At 41.0% G+C, this 18,510-nt stretch carries 14 protein-coding genes; 7 read left to right on the top strand and 7 right to left on the bottom strand.

All coding sequences use genetic code 11. From position 1 onward, the window contains the following. Positions 1-32: 32 nt before the first annotated feature. Both H5187_RS02390 and nadE read left to right on the top strand, forming a co-directional pair. Positions 33-656 carry a YceH family protein gene (locus H5187_RS02390; RefSeq protein WP_145239982.1) on the top strand — a complete coding sequence of 208 codons (624 nt, stop codon included), beginning with the start codon at positions 33-35 and terminating at the stop codon, positions 654-656. A 110-nt stretch (positions 657-766) separates the two neighbouring features. Next, positions 767-1,603, top strand: coding sequence for an ammonia-dependent NAD(+) synthetase (gene nadE, locus H5187_RS02385; RefSeq protein WP_149982194.1), 837 nt, complete (start codon positions 767-769; stop codon positions 1,601-1,603). A gap of 4 nt (positions 1,604-1,607) precedes the next feature. On the opposite strand, the gene H5187_RS02380 is transcribed toward nadE, so the two are convergent. Beyond that, positions 1,608-2,504 carry a sulfite exporter TauE/SafE family protein gene (locus H5187_RS02380; RefSeq protein WP_182794323.1) on the bottom strand — a complete coding sequence of 299 codons (897 nt, stop codon included), beginning with the start codon at positions 2,502-2,504 and terminating at the stop codon, positions 1,608-1,610. A 218-nt stretch (positions 2,505-2,722) separates the two neighbouring features. On the opposite strand from H5187_RS02380, the gene folM reads away from it, so the two are divergent. Genes folM through folX form a run of 3 tightly spaced genes read left to right on the top strand, consistent with a single transcriptional unit; the run spans position 2,723 to position 4,380 of the window. Then, complete coding sequence (gene folM, locus H5187_RS02375) at positions 2,723-3,442, top strand: dihydromonapterin reductase (protein WP_182794324.1); 720 nt, start codon at positions 2,723-2,725, stop codon at positions 3,440-3,442. 19 nt (positions 3,443-3,461) lie between these two features. Beyond that, positions 3,462-4,016, top strand: coding sequence for a GTP cyclohydrolase I FolE (gene folE / locus H5187_RS02370; RefSeq protein ID WP_145239988.1), 555 nt, complete (start codon positions 3,462-3,464; stop codon positions 4,014-4,016). A 4-nt stretch (positions 4,017-4,020) separates the two neighbouring features. Next, the gene (gene folX / locus H5187_RS02365; protein ID WP_145239990.1) at positions 4,021-4,380 is read left to right on the top strand and encodes a dihydroneopterin triphosphate 2'-epimerase; all 360 of its coding nucleotides are present in this window, start codon (positions 4,021-4,023) and stop codon (positions 4,378-4,380) included. Here folX and H5187_RS02360 read toward each other — a convergent pair. The 5 genes from H5187_RS02360 to H5187_RS02340 form a co-directional block, all read right to left on the bottom strand. Continuing rightward, positions 4,377-4,811 carry a YqaA family protein gene (locus H5187_RS02360; protein ID WP_145239992.1) on the bottom strand — a complete coding sequence of 145 codons (435 nt, stop codon included), beginning with the start codon at positions 4,809-4,811 and terminating at the stop codon, positions 4,377-4,379. The genes folX and H5187_RS02360 overlap by 4 nt on opposite strands. 66 nt (positions 4,812-4,877) lie before the next feature. Further along, complete coding sequence (locus H5187_RS02355; protein WP_145239994.1) at positions 4,878-5,249, bottom strand: DUF4870 domain-containing protein; 372 nt, start codon at positions 5,247-5,249, stop codon at positions 4,878-4,880. 185 nt (positions 5,250-5,434) lie between these two features. After that, positions 5,435-7,615 carry a S9 family peptidase gene (locus H5187_RS02350; protein WP_182717485.1) on the bottom strand — a complete coding sequence of 727 codons (2,181 nt, stop codon included), beginning with the start codon at positions 7,613-7,615 and terminating at the stop codon, positions 5,435-5,437. A 170-nt stretch (positions 7,616-7,785) separates the two neighbouring features. Then, complete coding sequence (locus tag H5187_RS02345) at positions 7,786-12,177, bottom strand: S8 family serine peptidase (RefSeq protein WP_182794325.1); 4,392 nt, start codon at positions 12,175-12,177, stop codon at positions 7,786-7,788. A gap of 204 nt (positions 12,178-12,381) precedes the next feature. Then, positions 12,382-16,437 (bottom strand): S8 family serine peptidase, encoded by a 4,056-nt coding sequence (locus H5187_RS02340; RefSeq protein ID WP_182717487.1) that lies wholly within the window; start codon positions 16,435-16,437, stop codon positions 12,382-12,384. 248 nt (positions 16,438-16,685) lie between these two features. On the opposite strand from H5187_RS02340, the gene H5187_RS02335 reads away from it, so the two are divergent. Then, the gene (locus tag H5187_RS02335) at positions 16,686-17,156 is read left to right on the top strand and encodes a DUF2721 domain-containing protein (RefSeq protein ID WP_145240002.1); all 471 of its coding nucleotides are present in this window, start codon (positions 16,686-16,688) and stop codon (positions 17,154-17,156) included. Positions 17,157-17,281: 125 nt separating this feature from the next. Beyond that, on the top strand, positions 17,282-17,734 hold the full coding sequence (locus H5187_RS02330) for a cytochrome c (RefSeq protein WP_149982199.1): 453 nt from the start codon (positions 17,282-17,284) through the stop codon (positions 17,732-17,734). 68 nt (positions 17,735-17,802) lie between these two features. On the opposite strand, the gene H5187_RS02325 is transcribed toward H5187_RS02330, so the two are convergent. Next, a complete protein-coding gene (locus tag H5187_RS02325) occupies positions 17,803-18,459 on the bottom strand; it encodes a cytochrome b/b6 domain-containing protein (RefSeq protein WP_182717488.1) in 657 nt (218 codons plus the stop codon). Between the last annotated feature and the right edge of the window lie 51 nt (positions 18,460-18,510).

Genomic DNA, 18,510 nt, shown 5'->3' with positions numbered 1-18,510 from the left:
AAGCTAAGGCATAACAAAAAGAAGGATTTATTATGCAACTCACTGCTATTGAACAACGTGTGATCGGCTGCCTACTTGAAAAACAAAGCACCACACCAGAGCATTACCCGCTGTCACTAAATGCATTGACCAATGCGTGCAATCAAAAATCGAACCGAGAGCCAGTGCTCACGCTCAGCGAAACTGAAGTACAAGAGGCGCTAGACTCGTTAGTTTCCCAGCGGTTAGTTACATTAGACGAAGGGTTATCTGGACGCGTAACTAAGTTCGCACATCGCTTTTGCAATACTGAATTTGGTAATTTACAGTTAACGGAGCAACAGCGCGCTATTATTTGTTTAATGCTGCTACGTGGCCCACAAACCCCTGGTGAATTAAGAACCCGCAGTAATCGGCTCGCTGAGTTTAATAATGTTGCTGAAGTTGAGTCGGCATTAAATGCCTTGATGACTGCCGAACATGTGACTAAACACCCACGAGAACCCGGCAAACGTGAAAGCCGTTACAGCCATTTATTTGCTGATCCACAAAGTGCTGTTGCAGTAGAACCACCTGAATTGCCAGCACTCAAAGCTGACGAGTTGAATGAGTTACTTGCTGAAATTGATGAGCTAAAAGCTGAATTACAAAAAATTAAGCTACATTTAGGGCTTTAAATTAAACCCTTTGAATTAGATAATAATTCCAATTGCATTAAATAGAGATCATGCTTTTAAGCTAATTGGTATAACCATGACAACCAGTAATATTATTAGGAGAGCTCAGCATGCGCGCTGAAATAGTGGCAGAAATGAAAGTCCAGCCAAATATAGACGTCAACAACGAGATCACACGCCGCGTAAACTTTATAAAAAACCGTTTAGTGGCAGCACATTCACGCTCTTTAGTGCTGGGGATTAGTGGCGGTGTAGATTCCTCTACCTGTGGTCGCTTATGCCAACTCGCCGTTAACGAATTAAATGCGCAGCAACAAACCGACAAGTATCAATTTATTGCGGTTCGCTTACCGTATGGTGTGCAAGCTGATGAAGCTGAAGCGCAATTGGCTGTTGATTTTATTCAACCAAATAAACGCCTAACAGTGAATATTAAACCCGCAGCAGACGGCATGCATGAGCAAGCATTAGCTGCAGTGGTAGGTTGCGGTGATGCACTGCCTGAACAAGCACAAATTGATTTTATCAAAGGTAATGTGAAAGCCCGCCAACGCATGGTCGCGCAATATGAAATTGCCGGACTGTGCCAAGGCCTCGTTGTTGGTACTGATCATAGCGCCGAGAACATTACTGGCTTTTATACTAAATTTGGTGATGGCGCATGCGACTTAGCGCCATTATTTGGCTTATCAAAACGCCAAGTACGCGCATTAGCCAAGCAGTTAGGTGCACCCGATTTACTCGTTAATAAAGCCCCAACCGCCGACCTAGAGTGTGATCGCCCAGGCCTTACTGATGAAGAAGCCCTTGGTTTAAGCTATGAACAAATTGATGACTTTTTAGAAGGCAAAGAAGTCAGTGACGAGGTAAGTGAAAAACTCATCGCAATTTATCTACGCACTCAACATAAACGCCAAGCTATTCCAACCATTTACGACGATCTTTAGGCTGTCATAAGCTCATAAGCTCATAAACCGTAAATGACACTTCTAGGGCAATTAACAATAAGAAAAATGTGATTAATTGCCCGCTTTTCACTTTAGCACAAACATAAGCCCCTAACGGTGCTCCGACCACAACCACTGGAATAGCCGCTAATAAATACGACTGTATTTCGCTGCTTAAGCTATTGAAGAACCATACGTTCGCAATGCTTGCCACCACAGACGTTATTGCCATGATAATCACCGAGGTTGCAGTCGCTTTTTGAATATTAGCGTTGCAGGCGATAATCAATAACGCAAAAATAGCAATGTCAGCTCCCGAACCAACTAAGCCAGATGCAACTCCTCCAATAACAGCAACTAATGCAACTTTAAATGTACTAACGTGTATATCGGTTTGACTACATACATGTTGCACCCTGCTGTAAATACGCCATAAAAGAGTTAATGCGAAGCATATTAAAAGTACGCTAAATACTCCTTTAACCACCAGTCTTGGTAATTGATCGGCAATAAAAGTAAGGCTTAGTAATACGCCAACTAACGCAGCAGGAGCTGCGATTAATACCACTTGGCGATAATATGGAATACCGGTAAAAATAATGGTTAATGCGGCCGCACTCATACCAAAACTTTGAATCGCTAACGAGAATACTTTTGCCGTTACAGGATCTATTGCCAGTAACTTAGTCATCACAGGAAATGCTACTGCGCCACCACCAAGTGCAGTGCCACCAGCAACAAAAGACCCAAAAGCCATAGTCACAGCAATGCTAAACTCTGCGATAACACTTTGTAGCGCGGCATTTGCGCCTTGCCAAGCAATTAATGAACAATACACGCCAGCAATAAATAACCAGGGGATCATACGCAGTTTATGGATCGGTTTAGGTGATGATTGCATAGTTACGGATCATAAATCGAAGTTTTATTATTATGCCTGACAATCATCGCAGAGCAAATGATCGCAACTGTTCGTTACGGCGTACAAACAGATTGTTATATGAGTGCAATATCTTTGCAGTAAAGATGAAATAGTTCTGTAATTTAGTTTATAGTTGTTAGTAAACACATGGTAATCCAGCTCATCGCATTAAAAAACCTAAGGATTTGTATTTAGTTATGACATCGCCCATTTTAATAACAGGTGCCGGCCAACGTATTGGTTTAGCACTGGCAAAACATTTTATAGCCCAAGGGCAAGCTATTATCATTACTTACCGAACTCGCCATCCCGCTATTGATGAATTATCTGACCATGGTGCTGTATGTGTTTACGCAGACTTTAGCACTGACAAGGGCATTAATGAGTTTGTCAGTCAATTAAAGCTGCACACAAATAGCTTAAAGGCGGTGATCCACAATGCCTCGAGTTGGGATTGCGAAGCGAATAATCCAGATAGCAGTACGCTATTTGATAACATGATGCGGATCCATGCTAAAGCACCTTACTTAATTAACTTAGCGCTTAGCGAGTTACTGTTAAATTTCCAGCAACAGCAGCAACACCCTGCTGATATCATTCATTTAACTGATTATGTTGTTGAAAAAGGAAGTCCAAAGCATATCGCATATGCCGCAAGTAAAGCCGCCTTAGAAAATATGACAAAATCATTTGCAGCTAAGTTTGCCCCGAATATTAAAGTGAACGCTATCGCCCCTTCATTAATTATTTTTAATGATCACGATAGCGATGAGTACCGAGAAAAAACCCTTAAAAAATCATTAATGGGCATCGAGCCCGGTTGTCGCGAAATTATAAACAGCGTCGATTTATTGCTTAGCAGCCATTACATCACGGGACGTTCTTTACCCGTAGATGGTGGCAGACATTTAAAATAACGGATTAATCGAGAAATTTATGCACGATCAATTAAAAAATAGTTACCACGAAATTATTACTGCTGTAGGTGAAGATCCACAACGTGAAGGCCTATTAGACACGCCAAAACGCGCCGCCAAAGCGATGGAATATTTGACCAAAGGCTATCGTCAAACATTAGAAGAAATTACCAATAATGCGGTATTTACTTCTGATGCAGATGACATGGTTTTAATTCAAGATATAGAGCTTTATTCGATGTGTGAACATCATTTATTACCATTTGTAGGGCGCTGTCATATTGCTTATATTCCTAACGGCAAAGTGCTGGGTTTATCGAAATTTGCGCGTATTGTTGATATGTTTGCACGCCGCTTTCAAATTCAAGAACAACTGACTCATCAAATCGCTAAAGCGGTTGAAGAAGTCACCGGTGCTAAAGGCGTTGGTGTAATAGTGGAAGCAAAACATATGTGTATGATGATGCGTGGGGTTGAAAAACAAAACTCAAGTATGCGTACGTCGGTAATGCTAGGTAACTTCAGAGCCGATCCAAAAACCCGCAATGAGTTTTTACAACTTGTAAAAGGCTGATCCTATGGCCAATGCAATTATCCATGTAACTAACTTACGGCTGCGCACTTTTATTGGCTTTAATCCCGATGAACGTGAGAAAAAGCAGGATGTAGTGATCAATTTAGAAATTCACTATCCTGCTGAGCAAGCCTGTGAAACGGATCAAGTTGAACAAGCACTTAATTATAAAGTGATCACCAAAGAAGTGATTAGTATTGTTGAACAAGGTCACTTTTTATTGCTTGAAAAACTAGTGGCAGAAATACTCAGTGTTTGCCATAGCCATAGCAGCGTGAATTATGCAAAAGTGCGAGTTGATAAACCTCACGCTTTGCGTTTTGCAGATTCAGTATCGCTAACACTCGATTGGAGTAAAGCTTAAAGCAACTTATCCAGCCCAACGGCAAAGGCTAGTACAAGCAAGTAACGTGCGCCTTTGCCAAGGGTAACCAGCCATAAAAATGTCCACCAGCGCACTTTAAAAATGCCTCCTACAACTGTTAGCGGATCACCAATAATTGGTAGCCATGCCAACAACAGGCTATAAACACCATACTTTTCAAAGCGCTCTGCAGCCTTATCGATACTTGCCTGTGACACGGGAAACCATTTCCGATCCTTAAAACGTATGACTTGCGTGCCTAACCAGTAATTAACGCAACTACCTAGTACGTTACCAACTGTGGCACTGAGCCATAACAACCAAAGTAAATATTCTCCTTTGGTCACCATTGCTGTGAGTACCACTTCTGATGAGCTTGGCAATAATGTTGCCGAAATAAACGCAGTAAAGAACAGAGTTAAATAAGCCATCTAAGCCTTTATTAATGCATATAAAAAACCCAGCATTTGCTGGGTTTAATAAAAATGAAGAGTGGTTTATTTTATCAATTGTAAGCTAAATGGGTAATTAAACTCTTTACCGTCATTAGTTTTGATTGCGCCAATCACCACCATAATAAACGAGAAAATAGCGACTATAGGTAATAGAATTACCCCGATAACTGCAAACATCAAAATCAAACACACTATATATGCTATGAACATAGTGATTTGAAAGTTAAGCGATTTACGCCCATGTTCAGCCACTAATGGCATTTCGTCTTTTTTTATTAACCAGACAATCAGCGGACCGATGATACTACCCATAGGTATAATAAATCCGGCTAATGCGCTTAAATGACATAACATCGCCCACATACGCTCATCTTTACTCGTTATAACTGGTTCAACCTGTTGATTATCTTCCATTACCATCTCCTTATTTCGTTAATACCTATATGCTGACCTTTTTCAGTCTTAATGTCTAGATTTTAATCAGCGTCGTCGATACTGCTAAGCTCGAGCAAGTGTGCAAAACCACAACACTTAATTTAGACAAAAAATTAAGGCGTAACCTAAGTCACGCCTTAATTGTAAAACACTAAAATCAGTTATTACTTTTTAATACCAGCTAGATCTAAGATAAATGCATAATTTAGAGCTGTATCTTGAAGGCTTTTAAAACGCCCAGATGCGCCACCATGGCCTGCTTCCATATCAATTTTAAACAGTAATTTATTATCATCGGTTTTAAACTCACGTAATTTTGCAACCCATTTTGCTGGTTCAAAATATTGCACTTGAGAATCATGCAAACCTGTGGTGACCAACATATTTGGATACGCTTGTTTACTCACTTGATCGTACGGTGAGTAAGACAGCATATAATCATAATATAGTTTGTCATTTGGGTTGCCCCACTCGCCGTACTCGTTGGTTGTTAATGGTAAGCTCGCATCTAACATAGTGGTCACTACATCAACAAATGGCACAGCCGCAACCATCCCCTGATAAAGCTCTGGTGCTTGGTTTGCCACGGCGCCCATTAATAAGCCGCCCGCACTGCCGCCCATCGCGAATATTTTATCTTGCGCACCATACTGCTGGGTAACTAAGCCTTTGGTTACATCAACAAAGTCATTAAAAGTATTCTTTTTATTGAGTAGCTTGCCATCTTCATACCAAGGACGACCAAGCATCTGCGAGCCACGAATATGCGCGATAGCAAATACAAAGCCTCGATCAAGTAAACTCAAACGACTACTAGAAAAACTTGGATCCATGGTTACCCCATACGACCCATAGCCATATTGTAACAATGGATTAGTGCCATCTTTTTTGAATTTATCTTTGCGATAAACTAAACTCACCGGTACTTTTACGCCATCTCGCGCAGTAATAAATAGTCGCTCCGATGCATAATTATCGGCATTAAAATCACCGATCACTTGTTGCTGTTTTAACAGTGTTTTCGTTGTGCTATTCAAATCGATATCATACGATGAACCAGGCGTCGTCATACTGGCATAATATACTCGTAAGCTTTCGCTATCTAATTCATTATTACCATATGTTCTGACCATATAACTGCTGTCATTAAAGCTCAGCTGCTGTTCATCACCCGACTTTAAGTTGCGTATCGTTAAACGAGATTGCCCCATTTCACGCTCTTTATACACTAAATGATCAGTGAACAAATCGATGCCTTCAAGCTTAATATCATCACGCGCGGCGATCAGTGTTTGCCAATTCGCTTTGTCGTGCGCTTTATCTTTATCCACCGTCATTAGCTGAAAGTTTACTGCGTTAAGGTTCGTGACTATGTAATAAGTATCACCGAGTTTAGCAATATCATATTCTAGGTTTTCTTCACGTTCAATTAAGCGCTTTGGCTGCGCCTTGACGTCATTAGCATCAATTACCGACACACCTGAAGCGTTAGTACTGCCATGCCAAATATAAATTTCTTGTTTGTCTTTACTCTTACCAAGGCCAGTGTAATAACTTGTGTTAGTCTCTTCGTACACTAACTCATCTTGTGCTTGTGGCGTACCTAAGGTATGGCGATAAACCTGATAACCTAACAATGTCTGTAAGTCTTTTTTAATGTAATAAAAAGTTTTATTATCATTCGCCCAGACGATATCACCATCGGTCCCTTCGAGCTTATCTTCTAGTAATTTACCGGTCTTTAAATCTTTCACTAAAATAGAGTAGATACGTCGACTTACCGTGTCTTCACCATATGCTAATAAGTGACCATTTGGGCTGACAGATAAACCTGTTGCCGCGAAATAGTCATGGCCTTTTGCCAACTCATTTACATCTAATATAACGTGTTGATCAGTGCCCTTATCATCGCTACTGCGAACATAAGTCGGGTATTCATTATCCCCTCGCGTTTGCGATGAATAATAATAATCGCCACTTTTAGTTGGCACGGAGTCATCATCTTTTTGAATGCGCCCTTTTAACTCTTCAAACAAAGTAGTTTGTAAAGCTTTAGTATGCTTTAGCATCGCATCAGTATAGGTATTTTCTGCATTAAGGTGTGCTATGACAGCTGCATCTTTTCGTGCATCGTCACGCATCCAATAGTAATTATCGGTGCGCGTATCACCATGAATAGTCATTTCGAAAGGGATCTTATTGGCTATCGGTGCAGTTACATTAACCACTGCAGCTTCACTCTGTACAGCCTCGGATTTTATATTATTTTGTTCTGGGGCTTTATTACAGCCCGCTAAAATAGCTAACGACAAAGCCGCTAACGCAAATGATTGACGTGTTTTCATAGTATTCCCTAGAGTTATTATTATTCCACTACTAGCAATATATCTAACTAGCTGTTGATTACCTATATTAGTTTGTAAAGCAATGTAAAAAGGGAGCCTAAGCTCCCTTTGTTTGATTAACTTTGCTCGTTAGTCACTGATAATTAAAATGACTAACTAAACAATTACTTTTATTTACGGCGGCGCATAAATGCAAATGGTGCAATAAGCAATGTTAACCATGCTAGTGAACCGCTGTCACCGTCATTATTATCGTCATCTTTGCCCACAATATTCTTTACTCGTACTTCAACAGCAACAGCTTTAGAGTTATTACCCGCACTATCAACAGCGATAACACTAAATGTAAAGTTACGCTCATATTCATAATCAATACTACCTGCAACAACAATTTCACCCGCAGCATTAACAGTGACTAAGTCAGTGCCTGACACAATAAACTTAGTAACAGGACTTACATCAGCATCTGGATCACTAAAGTTAAGTTTACCAATCACAGTGCCAAGCGCTGTATTTTCATCAACACTAAAGCGTTGTTTATCAGCAATAACTGGCGTGTTTTCTAATGCGTCTTGCGCTACAGTGATTGTTACTTCAACAGCTGCAGATTGATTACCAGCACTATCCGTTGCACTAACCATCAGCTTTATCTCAGGTGTTGCATCATAATCAACGTCACCCACCACTGTGATTTGGCCAAGTTCATCAATTGCAATACCGTTATGACCTGCCACTGTGTAGCTTACAATTGGTGTTACTGCTGTATCTGGATCAATAGCACGTATTTGACCAATCACAGTGCCTACCACGGCATTTTCTTGCACTTTAAAAGTTTGCCCGGCTTCGATAATTGGCGCAACTTCTGCTCCTTCATCAGCGACATTTAACACGTTAATCGTCACAATTTCAGCAGCTGACTGATGACCATCTTCATCAATTGCGACTATCTCTAACGTAATAGTACTTTGCTCTTCAAAATTAAGTAGTTGAGCAACGGTTAGCATCCCCGTATTATCAATCGTGATTGCATCACTTCCCGCTACAGTAAACATAGTGATTGAACTGTTATCTGGATCTGTGAAAGCTAATTGAGCAAATGCGGTAGCTACTGGGGTGTTTTCTGCAACAGAGAATACTTGGCCAGAATTTATAATTGGGGTTACTTCGCTCGCTTCATCTGCAACATTGGTAATGTTAATAGTAATAACAGCAGGCTCTGATGTATTTCCCAAAGTATCGATGGCAACAACGACTAGTTCAGCGATGTGCTTACCAACTTCAAAATCAACTAACTCGCTGTTTGATACAAGAATTTGCCCTTTATTATCAACACTAAAGCCTTGATGAGTTTGCGATTGCACATAAAACTCAGCAATCGCTAAATCTCTATCTGATTCCACAACACTCAAGGTGCCAACGAGATGGCCATTTTCCGCATTTTCAACAACATCAAATGATGCATTTGCAAGCTTAGGAGCCTGCGTTTTTGGTAACACTAAGTCTTCAGCAGTCACTAATTTCAGTACATCTTGTAATGACGATGCTGTAAAAGCAAATGGCGCACTAGCATTCACAATCGCTTTTTCACCTGGCGCAAGTTGATTTACGACTGTATCACTGCCATCCACCGCAGTTAAACTCACTGACGCTGAAGAACTAAAGGTCGTAGCGCCAACTAGACTATCTGTTTCAAAGTACACGCCGCCACCATAAGATGGATAGCCTACAGATGCCTTAATATTTAACGGATCACCTAAATTATCACGTGTTAACCCCAGTGTGCTGCTACATACCGAGAAGGTAATGGTATCTGCACCAGCTGATTGATATAACGGTGTCAAAAACCGAAGCGTTTCTGCGCCAGTGTCATCGATAGTACCAATAACAGTACGTGAACGCCCTGGCGAAGTCGTTTTACGACCTCGGTCATTGTAGTTCTGCATAAGGAAGTCATAGGCACCATCGTTGTTGGTGTCTATATCTAAACGATAACCTGCTTGGAATACATGAGTGATCTCATCACGTAACTGAATCGATGCTGTAACTAATACACCAGATTCACATCCTTCAGCTGCTATTGCATTGAATGTCGTTGCAAGAATATTGAACGGTGCCTCTGCTGCTGACTTAACTTTACCAGTTGCAACAATATTTTCTGTCATTGTTGAAACTGTTGTTGCCCCGGTATTCTCAACGATAAGTTGCATCTCATTACCAACCACTTCCGGAGCAATACTTAATTCACTAGCCGCTTTTGGTAGCGCATGATAAACAACATGTAGCGCATAATCTGAATCAGTATCATCCACATCGTCAAACACTAAGGCGCCGTCAAACTCTGCGAGCGTTAATGCGGCGCTTCGTGCAGCTACCGACTCGGCATCAAATGGGTTTTCCAGTTTCCACTCGTGCAATTTACTAGGATCAACCGTTAGCGTTACATCAAACTCTGTAGTTTGACCTGCGGGAATTGTTACGCTGCCTGGAATATCCCAACTGATTGCACCGCTGTTTTTATCATTTGCGTAACGTGCTTCAGTCCGTAATTTGTAGGTTTTTTCTTGTGTCGAGAAATTTTTCACGGTGACTGTTTTGCTGATTGACCTAACGCCAGTAAAGTTTTCTAAGCCAAACGATAATGCCGCTTGTTTAGTTTTAAACTCGGTATTATCAACCCATGCTGCAACAGGCAGATTAACCGCTTTTTCAACGTTAACTAAACCAGCACCAATCATACTAATTGGTGCTAATTCAGAATCTGGATTTGTGCTAAGCGGCTCATTAGTCACATTTAGATCTGCCGTATTCATTAATGTTGCTTTAATTTCAAAGGCATTACGCTGTGGGTGTGCTGCGCGTACTAACGCAACCGCACCGGCAGTAATCGGTCCTGAAAAGGATGTACCTGAGGCTGGAGCTAGTTGATCTTGCGTACCAGTTGCTGCAACCATAATGCTTGTACCTGGCGCTGTGATTTCAGGTTTTAATAAACCATCCATTGATGGACCGCGCGATGAAAAGGTTGCCACAGCACCTGATGTTACTTTACGCTCAACAACTAAGCTATATGCAGCCTTGCCTGATGCTTTAAGCTCCGCTTTTATCGCTGCCCCGGCAGCATAAGTAATGCCAATATTTGGGATAGTAACCGTGGCATCAAATCCACCCATTGAAGCAGGAGTACCGTCATCTTCGTTATTTGCAATAAATACAAACGATGCGCCGCGCTGTTGTGCATGCAGTACTTTTTTCGTGAAATTACATTCACCACGGTCTATAAGCACCGCTTTATTATTAAAATCGGTGTCTTCTGAAAATGCTTCACAGCCATTTTGATTTGCGGTTGGGTAAACAAGTTCAGCATCGGTATCTGCCATAGCAAATGCGGTTTGCGGACCAAAACCTGAAACTTGAAAAACAACCTCTTCTCCAAGCACGGTACCTGAAGCAATCCCAATATCTAATGTTGGATGCGTCATCGCACCAACTGCAAGTGCGTTTGGCGTGGTACTTGGTCCCCCAATACGAAAAGGATGATCGCCATCATTGCCTGCTGAGATAACAACATTTACACCTAAATCAACCGCTTTTTGAATTAAGTATTGAGTACCTCCGTCAGTTTCAGTGCCACCAAACTCGCCACCTAAAGACATATTAATAACATCTACGCGGTCAGAGATATCGCCATCACCATTAGGATCCATTGCCGCTTCTAATGCTGATGCTTGTGCTGCGCTTGGACAACCACCACCACACACTGAGTACACATATAACTCTACTTCAGGAGCAATTCCAGTAACAGAGTGAGAAACAGACGTACCATGACTGGTCGGTTCATCAACATCGGGGATCACGACTACAGGATCATGTTCAATTGGATCAGCATCGTCACGAATAAAGTCGTAGCCACCATGTACGATGCCTTGCGGCCAAGCTACAGAAGTAGGATCAGCTTGAGCTGCGTCATACGCCTCTACGGTACCAGCACCACCAAAAACGTTGTGCGTGTAGTCAACACCTGTATCCAGTACCGCTACCGTTTGACCTTTACCTGTTACAACCCCATTTGCAACCAATGGTGAAGCTTTTAAATAATCTGCAGATGCGGCGACATGTAATTCATAATCATACATTGGCAGCACTTTCTCAACTCGGTAGTCACGGGCAATTTTTTCTAACGCCTCAGGACTTGCTTGTACAATCAAAGTAGGCGCCAGCACTTTAGTTTGGCCAATTACTTTTGTACCAAAATCTAGACTACTTAGTTCAATTGTCACTGCACTTTGCACTTGCTCAATTTGTGCAATGGTTGCACGGCTGTCACCTATTTGATAAATACCTTGCGCCATTAGATCGGCAGCGGTTGTCGCTCTTAGCACAATCATATGAGCTGATGGTAACTGTTCTTTAACATCGGTTTCATTAAATGTAGCTGTAGAGAAATTATTGAGAGCGGTAATACTGTGTGCTGCTTGCACTGTTTGTGCATTTACCGATGCCGCCATTAGTGCTGATGATACTGCAATTGATAAGGCTGTTTTTGTTATTAACTTGTTAGACATAAATTCCTCTGATGAGATTATTGTTATTAAATGCTCCCAAAAAGAAACATTAAGTCCCGAATACTACACCAGCAAGAAACAAAAAAACAACATTGAAACAAAAAATGTAACCATTTTAGGTAATAACAATAAATTTAAAACAAAAAAAATACCGCCCAATGGCGGTATTTTAACTAAAGCTATATGCCTTTAGAGGCTATATTACTACTTTTGTTTACGGCGACGCATAAATGCAAACGGTGCTACAAGCAGCGTTAACCACGCTAGCGAACCAGAGCTATCATTGTCGTCATCATCGTTCGCACGTAGATTGTTAACGTCAATCTCAACACTTACCGCTTTCGATACATAACCTTTGCTATCTTCAGCTTGAACACTGAAAACAATCTCTTTATCAAACTCATAGTCAATTTCACCCATAGTCACAATTGAACCATCTAACTGAACACTAACTAATGTTGTTCCAGATACAATAAAACGAGTAATTGGCGAAATATCCATATCAGGGTCTGAGAATACCAATTGACCCAACACGGTACCAATGGCAACATTTTCATCAGTTCTGAATTTTTGACCACCCTCAATGACTGGGGCATGAGATTTAGGATCGGCGGTTACATTCAACATAACTTGCACAACCTCAGACTCTAAGCCGCTGTCATCCATTACTGTTACATCAAGAGTCATAGTTGGAGTTGCATAATAACTTAGGCTGCCAGTGACAACTAGCTCACCCTTATTATTAATACTAATTAAGTTTGTGTTTGCAACCGTACCACCAGTAACCATTGTTGCCGCACTTTCAAACAAACTATGATCAAGCATGCCAATCACTGTACCTTCGGCTGCGGATTCAATAATACTGAAATTTTGCCCTTTTGCTACAACTGGTAACTCATCTGCATCATTGGTAATCGTTACTTTAATATCGGCTGCTGCAGATTCAGTACCAAGTAAATCAGTCGCCTTCACTGTTAAAATGATTTCTTTAATGTCAGACTCAAAATCCAACATACTCGTATCTTCAACCATGATATCGCCAGTTTCAGCATCAATCATTAAGCCTGGAGCAGACATACTCACAACAGTAAAGTTTGTTATACGTAGTGCTGGAGTATCTTCAAAACTAAGTCTACCAATAGTAATACCATCAAGTGCAGTTTCATTAATTGTAAACTCTTCTACAACGAGATTAGGCACAGCTGGAACAGCCGGAACACCAGTTACTGAATTAGTATATACATCTGTCCCTGTAGCTGAGGTCAATGCGAAATTACCATCAGCTCTAATTACAGCCTTCTGACCTGGAGCAAGTTCAGATAATTTAGTTTCAGCGTCTTCTGTCGATTCCAAAGTAACCACCGGATTACCTGTAAACACAGTAGAACCAACTACACTATCGGTTTCAGAGAACACACCGGCTTGATAATTTGGATAACCAACTGAAGCTGCAATGTTAATTGTGCTGCCCAGCATATTTGCATCTAAGCCTAACAAATTACTACATCCAGAGAAGGTCACTGTATCTTCACCAGCAGCATGATACATCGGTGTACCCCACTGCCACACATCCTCACCTGCGGCATCGATTTCACCAATTAATGTACGGCTGCGCCCAGGTATTGCTGCATCACGGCCAACATCATTAATATTCATCATAAAGTGATCATAAACACCATCATTATCAATATCGAGATTCATACGAACACCGATTTGACGCATGTGGGTAATTTCATCTCGTAATTGAATTGAAGATGTAATGAACACACCTGACTCACATGTCTCAGACGTATAAGCAGCAAATGTAGTTGAGAGAATATCAAAGTCAGCGTCGCGGTTCTCTTCACTTGTAGCAACCACTGATTCTGCAGTTGGTAATATCGTAGTCGCCCCCACATTGGTTACAACCAACTCACCAACACCATTAACTTCTTCATATGAAAAAGCTAATTCAGCACCGGCTTTAGGTATCGCATGGTAAACAATGTGCAAGTCATGATCTGTGTCGGCTGTTGAAGTATCATCAAATACCAGCGCACCATCAAACTCAGCCATAGTCAGTGACGGACTACGAGCTGCTAGATCCTCTTGGCTAAATGGGTTTTCTAACGTCCACTTATGCAGTTTAGATGGATCAACTGTCATGGTTACATCGAATGTTGTTACCGTATTTGCCGCAACAGTTACGCTACGTGGAATATCAAAACTAACAGCACCAGTATCCACATCATTCATATAACGCTCTTCAATACGAAGGTCATATGTTTTGTCTGCATCAGAGAAATTTTTCAACGTCACTGTTTTTGTAAAGCTGGTTGTTTCTGTCATGCGTTCTAAACCGAACGATAGCGCCGCTTGTTTAGTTTTGAATGTTTCATCTTCAACCCATGCCGCAACAGGTAAGTTAACAGCTTTGTCAACATTTACTAAGCCTGCACCGATAGAACTAATTGGTGCAAGTGGAGAATCTGGGTTAGTACTAATCGGCTCTACGGTTACATTTAAGTCAGCCGCATTCATGATTGTCGCTTTAATTTCAAGTGCAGTACGATCTGGATGCGCTTCACGAACTAATGCAACAGCACCAGCAGTGATCGGACCTGAAAATGAAGTACCTGTTGCGGGTGCTAATTGATCTTGTGTACCAGTTGCCGCTACCATGATATCAGTACCTGGCGCTGTAATTTCAGGTTTTAGTAAACCATCCATTGATGGACCACGAGATGAGAACGATGCAACTGCACCCGCTAGCACTTTACGTTCAATCGTTATGCTATATGTTGGCATTTCACCGGCTGTTAAAGCAGCTTTCATTGCTGCCCCTGCAGCAAAATTAATACCGACATTAGGAATTGTTACTGCTGCATCAAAGCCACCCATTGGCGCAGGCGTACCATCATCAACATTATTTGCTACAAATACAAACTTAGCACCACGATCTTGAGCGCTTAATACTTTTTGAGTGAAATTACAGGCACCACGGTCAATAATTACCGCTTTGTCAGTAAAGTCAGTTTCAGCAGAAAATGCCACGCAGCCATTTTGGTTTTCTTCAGGGTAAACAACTTCAGCATCGGCATCTGTCATTACAAACGCAGTTTGTGGACCAAAACCTGACGGCTGAATTGTGGTCTCTGCACCTTCAACTGTGCCAGATGCAACGCCAACATCATTTGCAGGATGCGTCATCGCGCCAACAGAGAGTGCATTTGGCGTCGTAGAAGGACCGCCAATGCGGAATGGGTTATCACCATCATTACCAGCAGAAATAACAACGTTCACACCTGCATCTACGGCTTGCTGAATTAAAAACTGCGTACCACCACCGATGTATGTGTCACCAAACTCTCCACCTAAAGACATATTGATTACATCAACTCGGTCTTCTGAATCACCATCACCATTTGGATCCATAGCGGCTTCTAATGCCGAAACCTGTGCTGCACTTGGACAACCACCGCCACACACTGAATACACGTATAGCTCCACCGCTGGTGCAATACCAGTGACAGAGTGAGATACAGATGTACCATGGCTAGTTGCTGCATCTTCTTCTGTTGGAGTAGCTGGATCATTTTCAATTGGATCAGCATCATCACGCATGAAGTCATAACCACCCATAACTTGACCTTGTGGCCAAGTCACTGCAGTTGGATCTGCTTGAGCTGCTTCATAAGCTTCAACAGTTCCTTCACCACCAAAAATTTTGTGAGTATAATCAATACCTGTATCTAGTACTGCAACAGTTTGCGTTGCACCTGTTACTGTACCATTTGTTACTAATGGTGACGCTTTGATGTAGTCAGCAGTTGCTGCAACATGAAGGTCGTAATCAAACATAGGTAAAACACGCTCTACACGCGAGTCTTTTGCAATTCTATCTAGTGCACCTTGGCTTGCTTGAACAATTAACGTCGGCGCCAAAATTTTAGTTGAACCAAGTACTTTTACATTGCTATCAAGGGTAAATAGCTTATCTTGAACTTGGCTTTGTAACGTTGCAACTTGATTATAGCTCTGACGAGCATCAGAAACATTGTAGACACCCTGCTCCATCATATCAGCTGCTGTTTTTGTTTTTAAAACAACAAGGTATGCTGATGGTTGATTTTTATTTACAATATCGGTCTGTGATACTGGCGTGTAGCTGGTATGCTTAAGTACGCTGTTATTTATTGTATTTGCATTTACAGCGCCTGTAACTAAGATACTTGTTACAGCGGTTGCAACCGCCGTTCTTTTTATTAGATTCTTAGACATGATTTCCCCTAGGATATGTTATGTATTATTGTATTTATTGGTGATCATAAATTAAGTGCGAGACTAATATAGAACTTCAACACCCAAAATAACAACAACTCGATTACATTAAAATTACAAAGGCAAATAGAAAACCGAAAAAATAACACTAAACATCTGTTTTTAATGTTTAAAAACTGAAAAGTGAAAATGTAAATGTTTGTAAACAAATAGAACTAAAGCACACCAATATACCTAAAAGGGAACCAATGAACTCTGATGTTATAAATATTTTAACAATGGCAAAAGTAATCCAAACAGCCGTTGCGCCGGTTTTTTTAATTACTGGTATTGCTGCTACGCTGGGCGTTTTATCTAATCGCTTAGCTCGAATTACCGACCGTGCTCGTCAACTTGAACGAAAATTAAAGGTAAGTACCGATGAAGAGTTTAATTCATCGCTAACAACCGAGCTACGAGCACTGCTGAAACGCTCTCGCTGTATCCATATTGCCTTTAGTTTAAGTGTATTAAGTGCGGTACTTGTTTGCGCCGTGGTCATGCTGTTATTTTTGTCTCATATCCAATCAGTTAATTTAGGTGTTTCCATCGGCAGTTGTTTTGTTGGCGCAATGGCACTACTTATTTGTGCATTTATGTCATTACTGGGTGAAGTATTTTTAGCAACCCGTAGTATGCGCAGAGGAATGATCTTTGCTGACATTGATATAAATAATTAAGGCATGATCTTAGTTTTATAATTCAATAACAGTTCAGTTTAACCGCAATACACTTGAATAATCTGACTTGCTGATATACAACAGCTGCTATACAAGCAATGAATTACATATAAGGGGCAAAAGGAATGAAGTTAAAGCAATTATTTTTAGGTGCAACACTTTGTGCACTAACATTTGGTGCAACAGCAAACTCTGTATTTGAAGAGCCTAGTGACGCCATTGAGTACCGCCAAGCGGCGTTTTCAATGATCCGTGTCCAAATTGGTGATATGGGTGACATGCTAAAGGGCAAAGTACCTTTTGATGCTGAGCGTTTTAAGCACCGTGCAAATAATGCCGCTGCATTATCAAAAATGCCATGGGAAGCATTCGTTGCAGGCAGTGATAAAGGCGAAACATCTGCATTACCTGCTATTTGGAGCGATAACGAAACCTTTATGAAAAAAGCGGTAGCATTCCAACAATATGCTGATGAACTAGCCGTTGCCGCGCAAACAGGTGATAAAAAAGTAATTGCTAAAGCATTTGGCCCATGGGCTAAAGGCTGTAAAGATTGCCACACATCATTTAAAGACTAATCTTTAATGCGATCATCTTAAAACTAAAACGGCGCTTAATTAGCGCCGTTTTTGATCTGTTGAACCGTTTAACTAAACAAGTAAGCCACAGGTTCTGCGCCCCATGTCATCAGTAATGCCGCAAATACAACGACAAAAATAATTATCGCAGTCCACGGTGATTTTGTTAGCTCTTCATTACTATCATTATTTTTTTCAGCGGCATAGCCCGTAACCATTGCTTTGACTAAATTTTTGCCTTTAATGCGATAAATTACAATTGCCACAATATGGAGAATAATCGCGTACAACAATAAATCAAAGTTTTTATGATGCACCCAGCCGGCCCATTCAACTACATTACTTGATACATACTGCACTAATGGGCCATCTGTCAAAATGTCATCAGTGGTCATTAAGCCGCTTACTAACTGCGCCAGTAATAAAATAAAAAATGCCAACACCATGTAGCTGCCCGCTGCGCCATGGCCAGGTTTATTATCTGTTTGTTTAAATGATTTTAGTGCTGCGCTAGGTAAATGAAACAATGCACTTAACTTAGCTGTTTTGCTACCAATCAAGCCCCAAATAAGGCGTGTTACTAGTAGCGCTAAGGTGAAAAAGCCAGCCACAAAGTGTAATTCCATCATGCCTTCTTCAGCACTAAAATACAGCGCCGCAATTGCAATAACTAACAACCAATGGAAACTGCGAATAAACCCATCCCATACTTTAATTTTATGCATGCTTAACCTCTTTTGCGTAAAAGCTTATTATTTCAAACTTTTGTTAATTTA

Origin of the sequence: Pseudoalteromonas sp. SG44-1, assembly GCF_014164315.1 — a bacterium.
Taxonomy (GTDB): domain Bacteria; phylum Pseudomonadota; class Gammaproteobacteria; order Enterobacterales; family Alteromonadaceae; genus Pseudoalteromonas; species Pseudoalteromonas rhizosphaerae.
The sequence above is the reverse complement of the archived record's forward strand: the minus strand, read 5'-3'. Positions and strand labels throughout refer to the sequence as shown.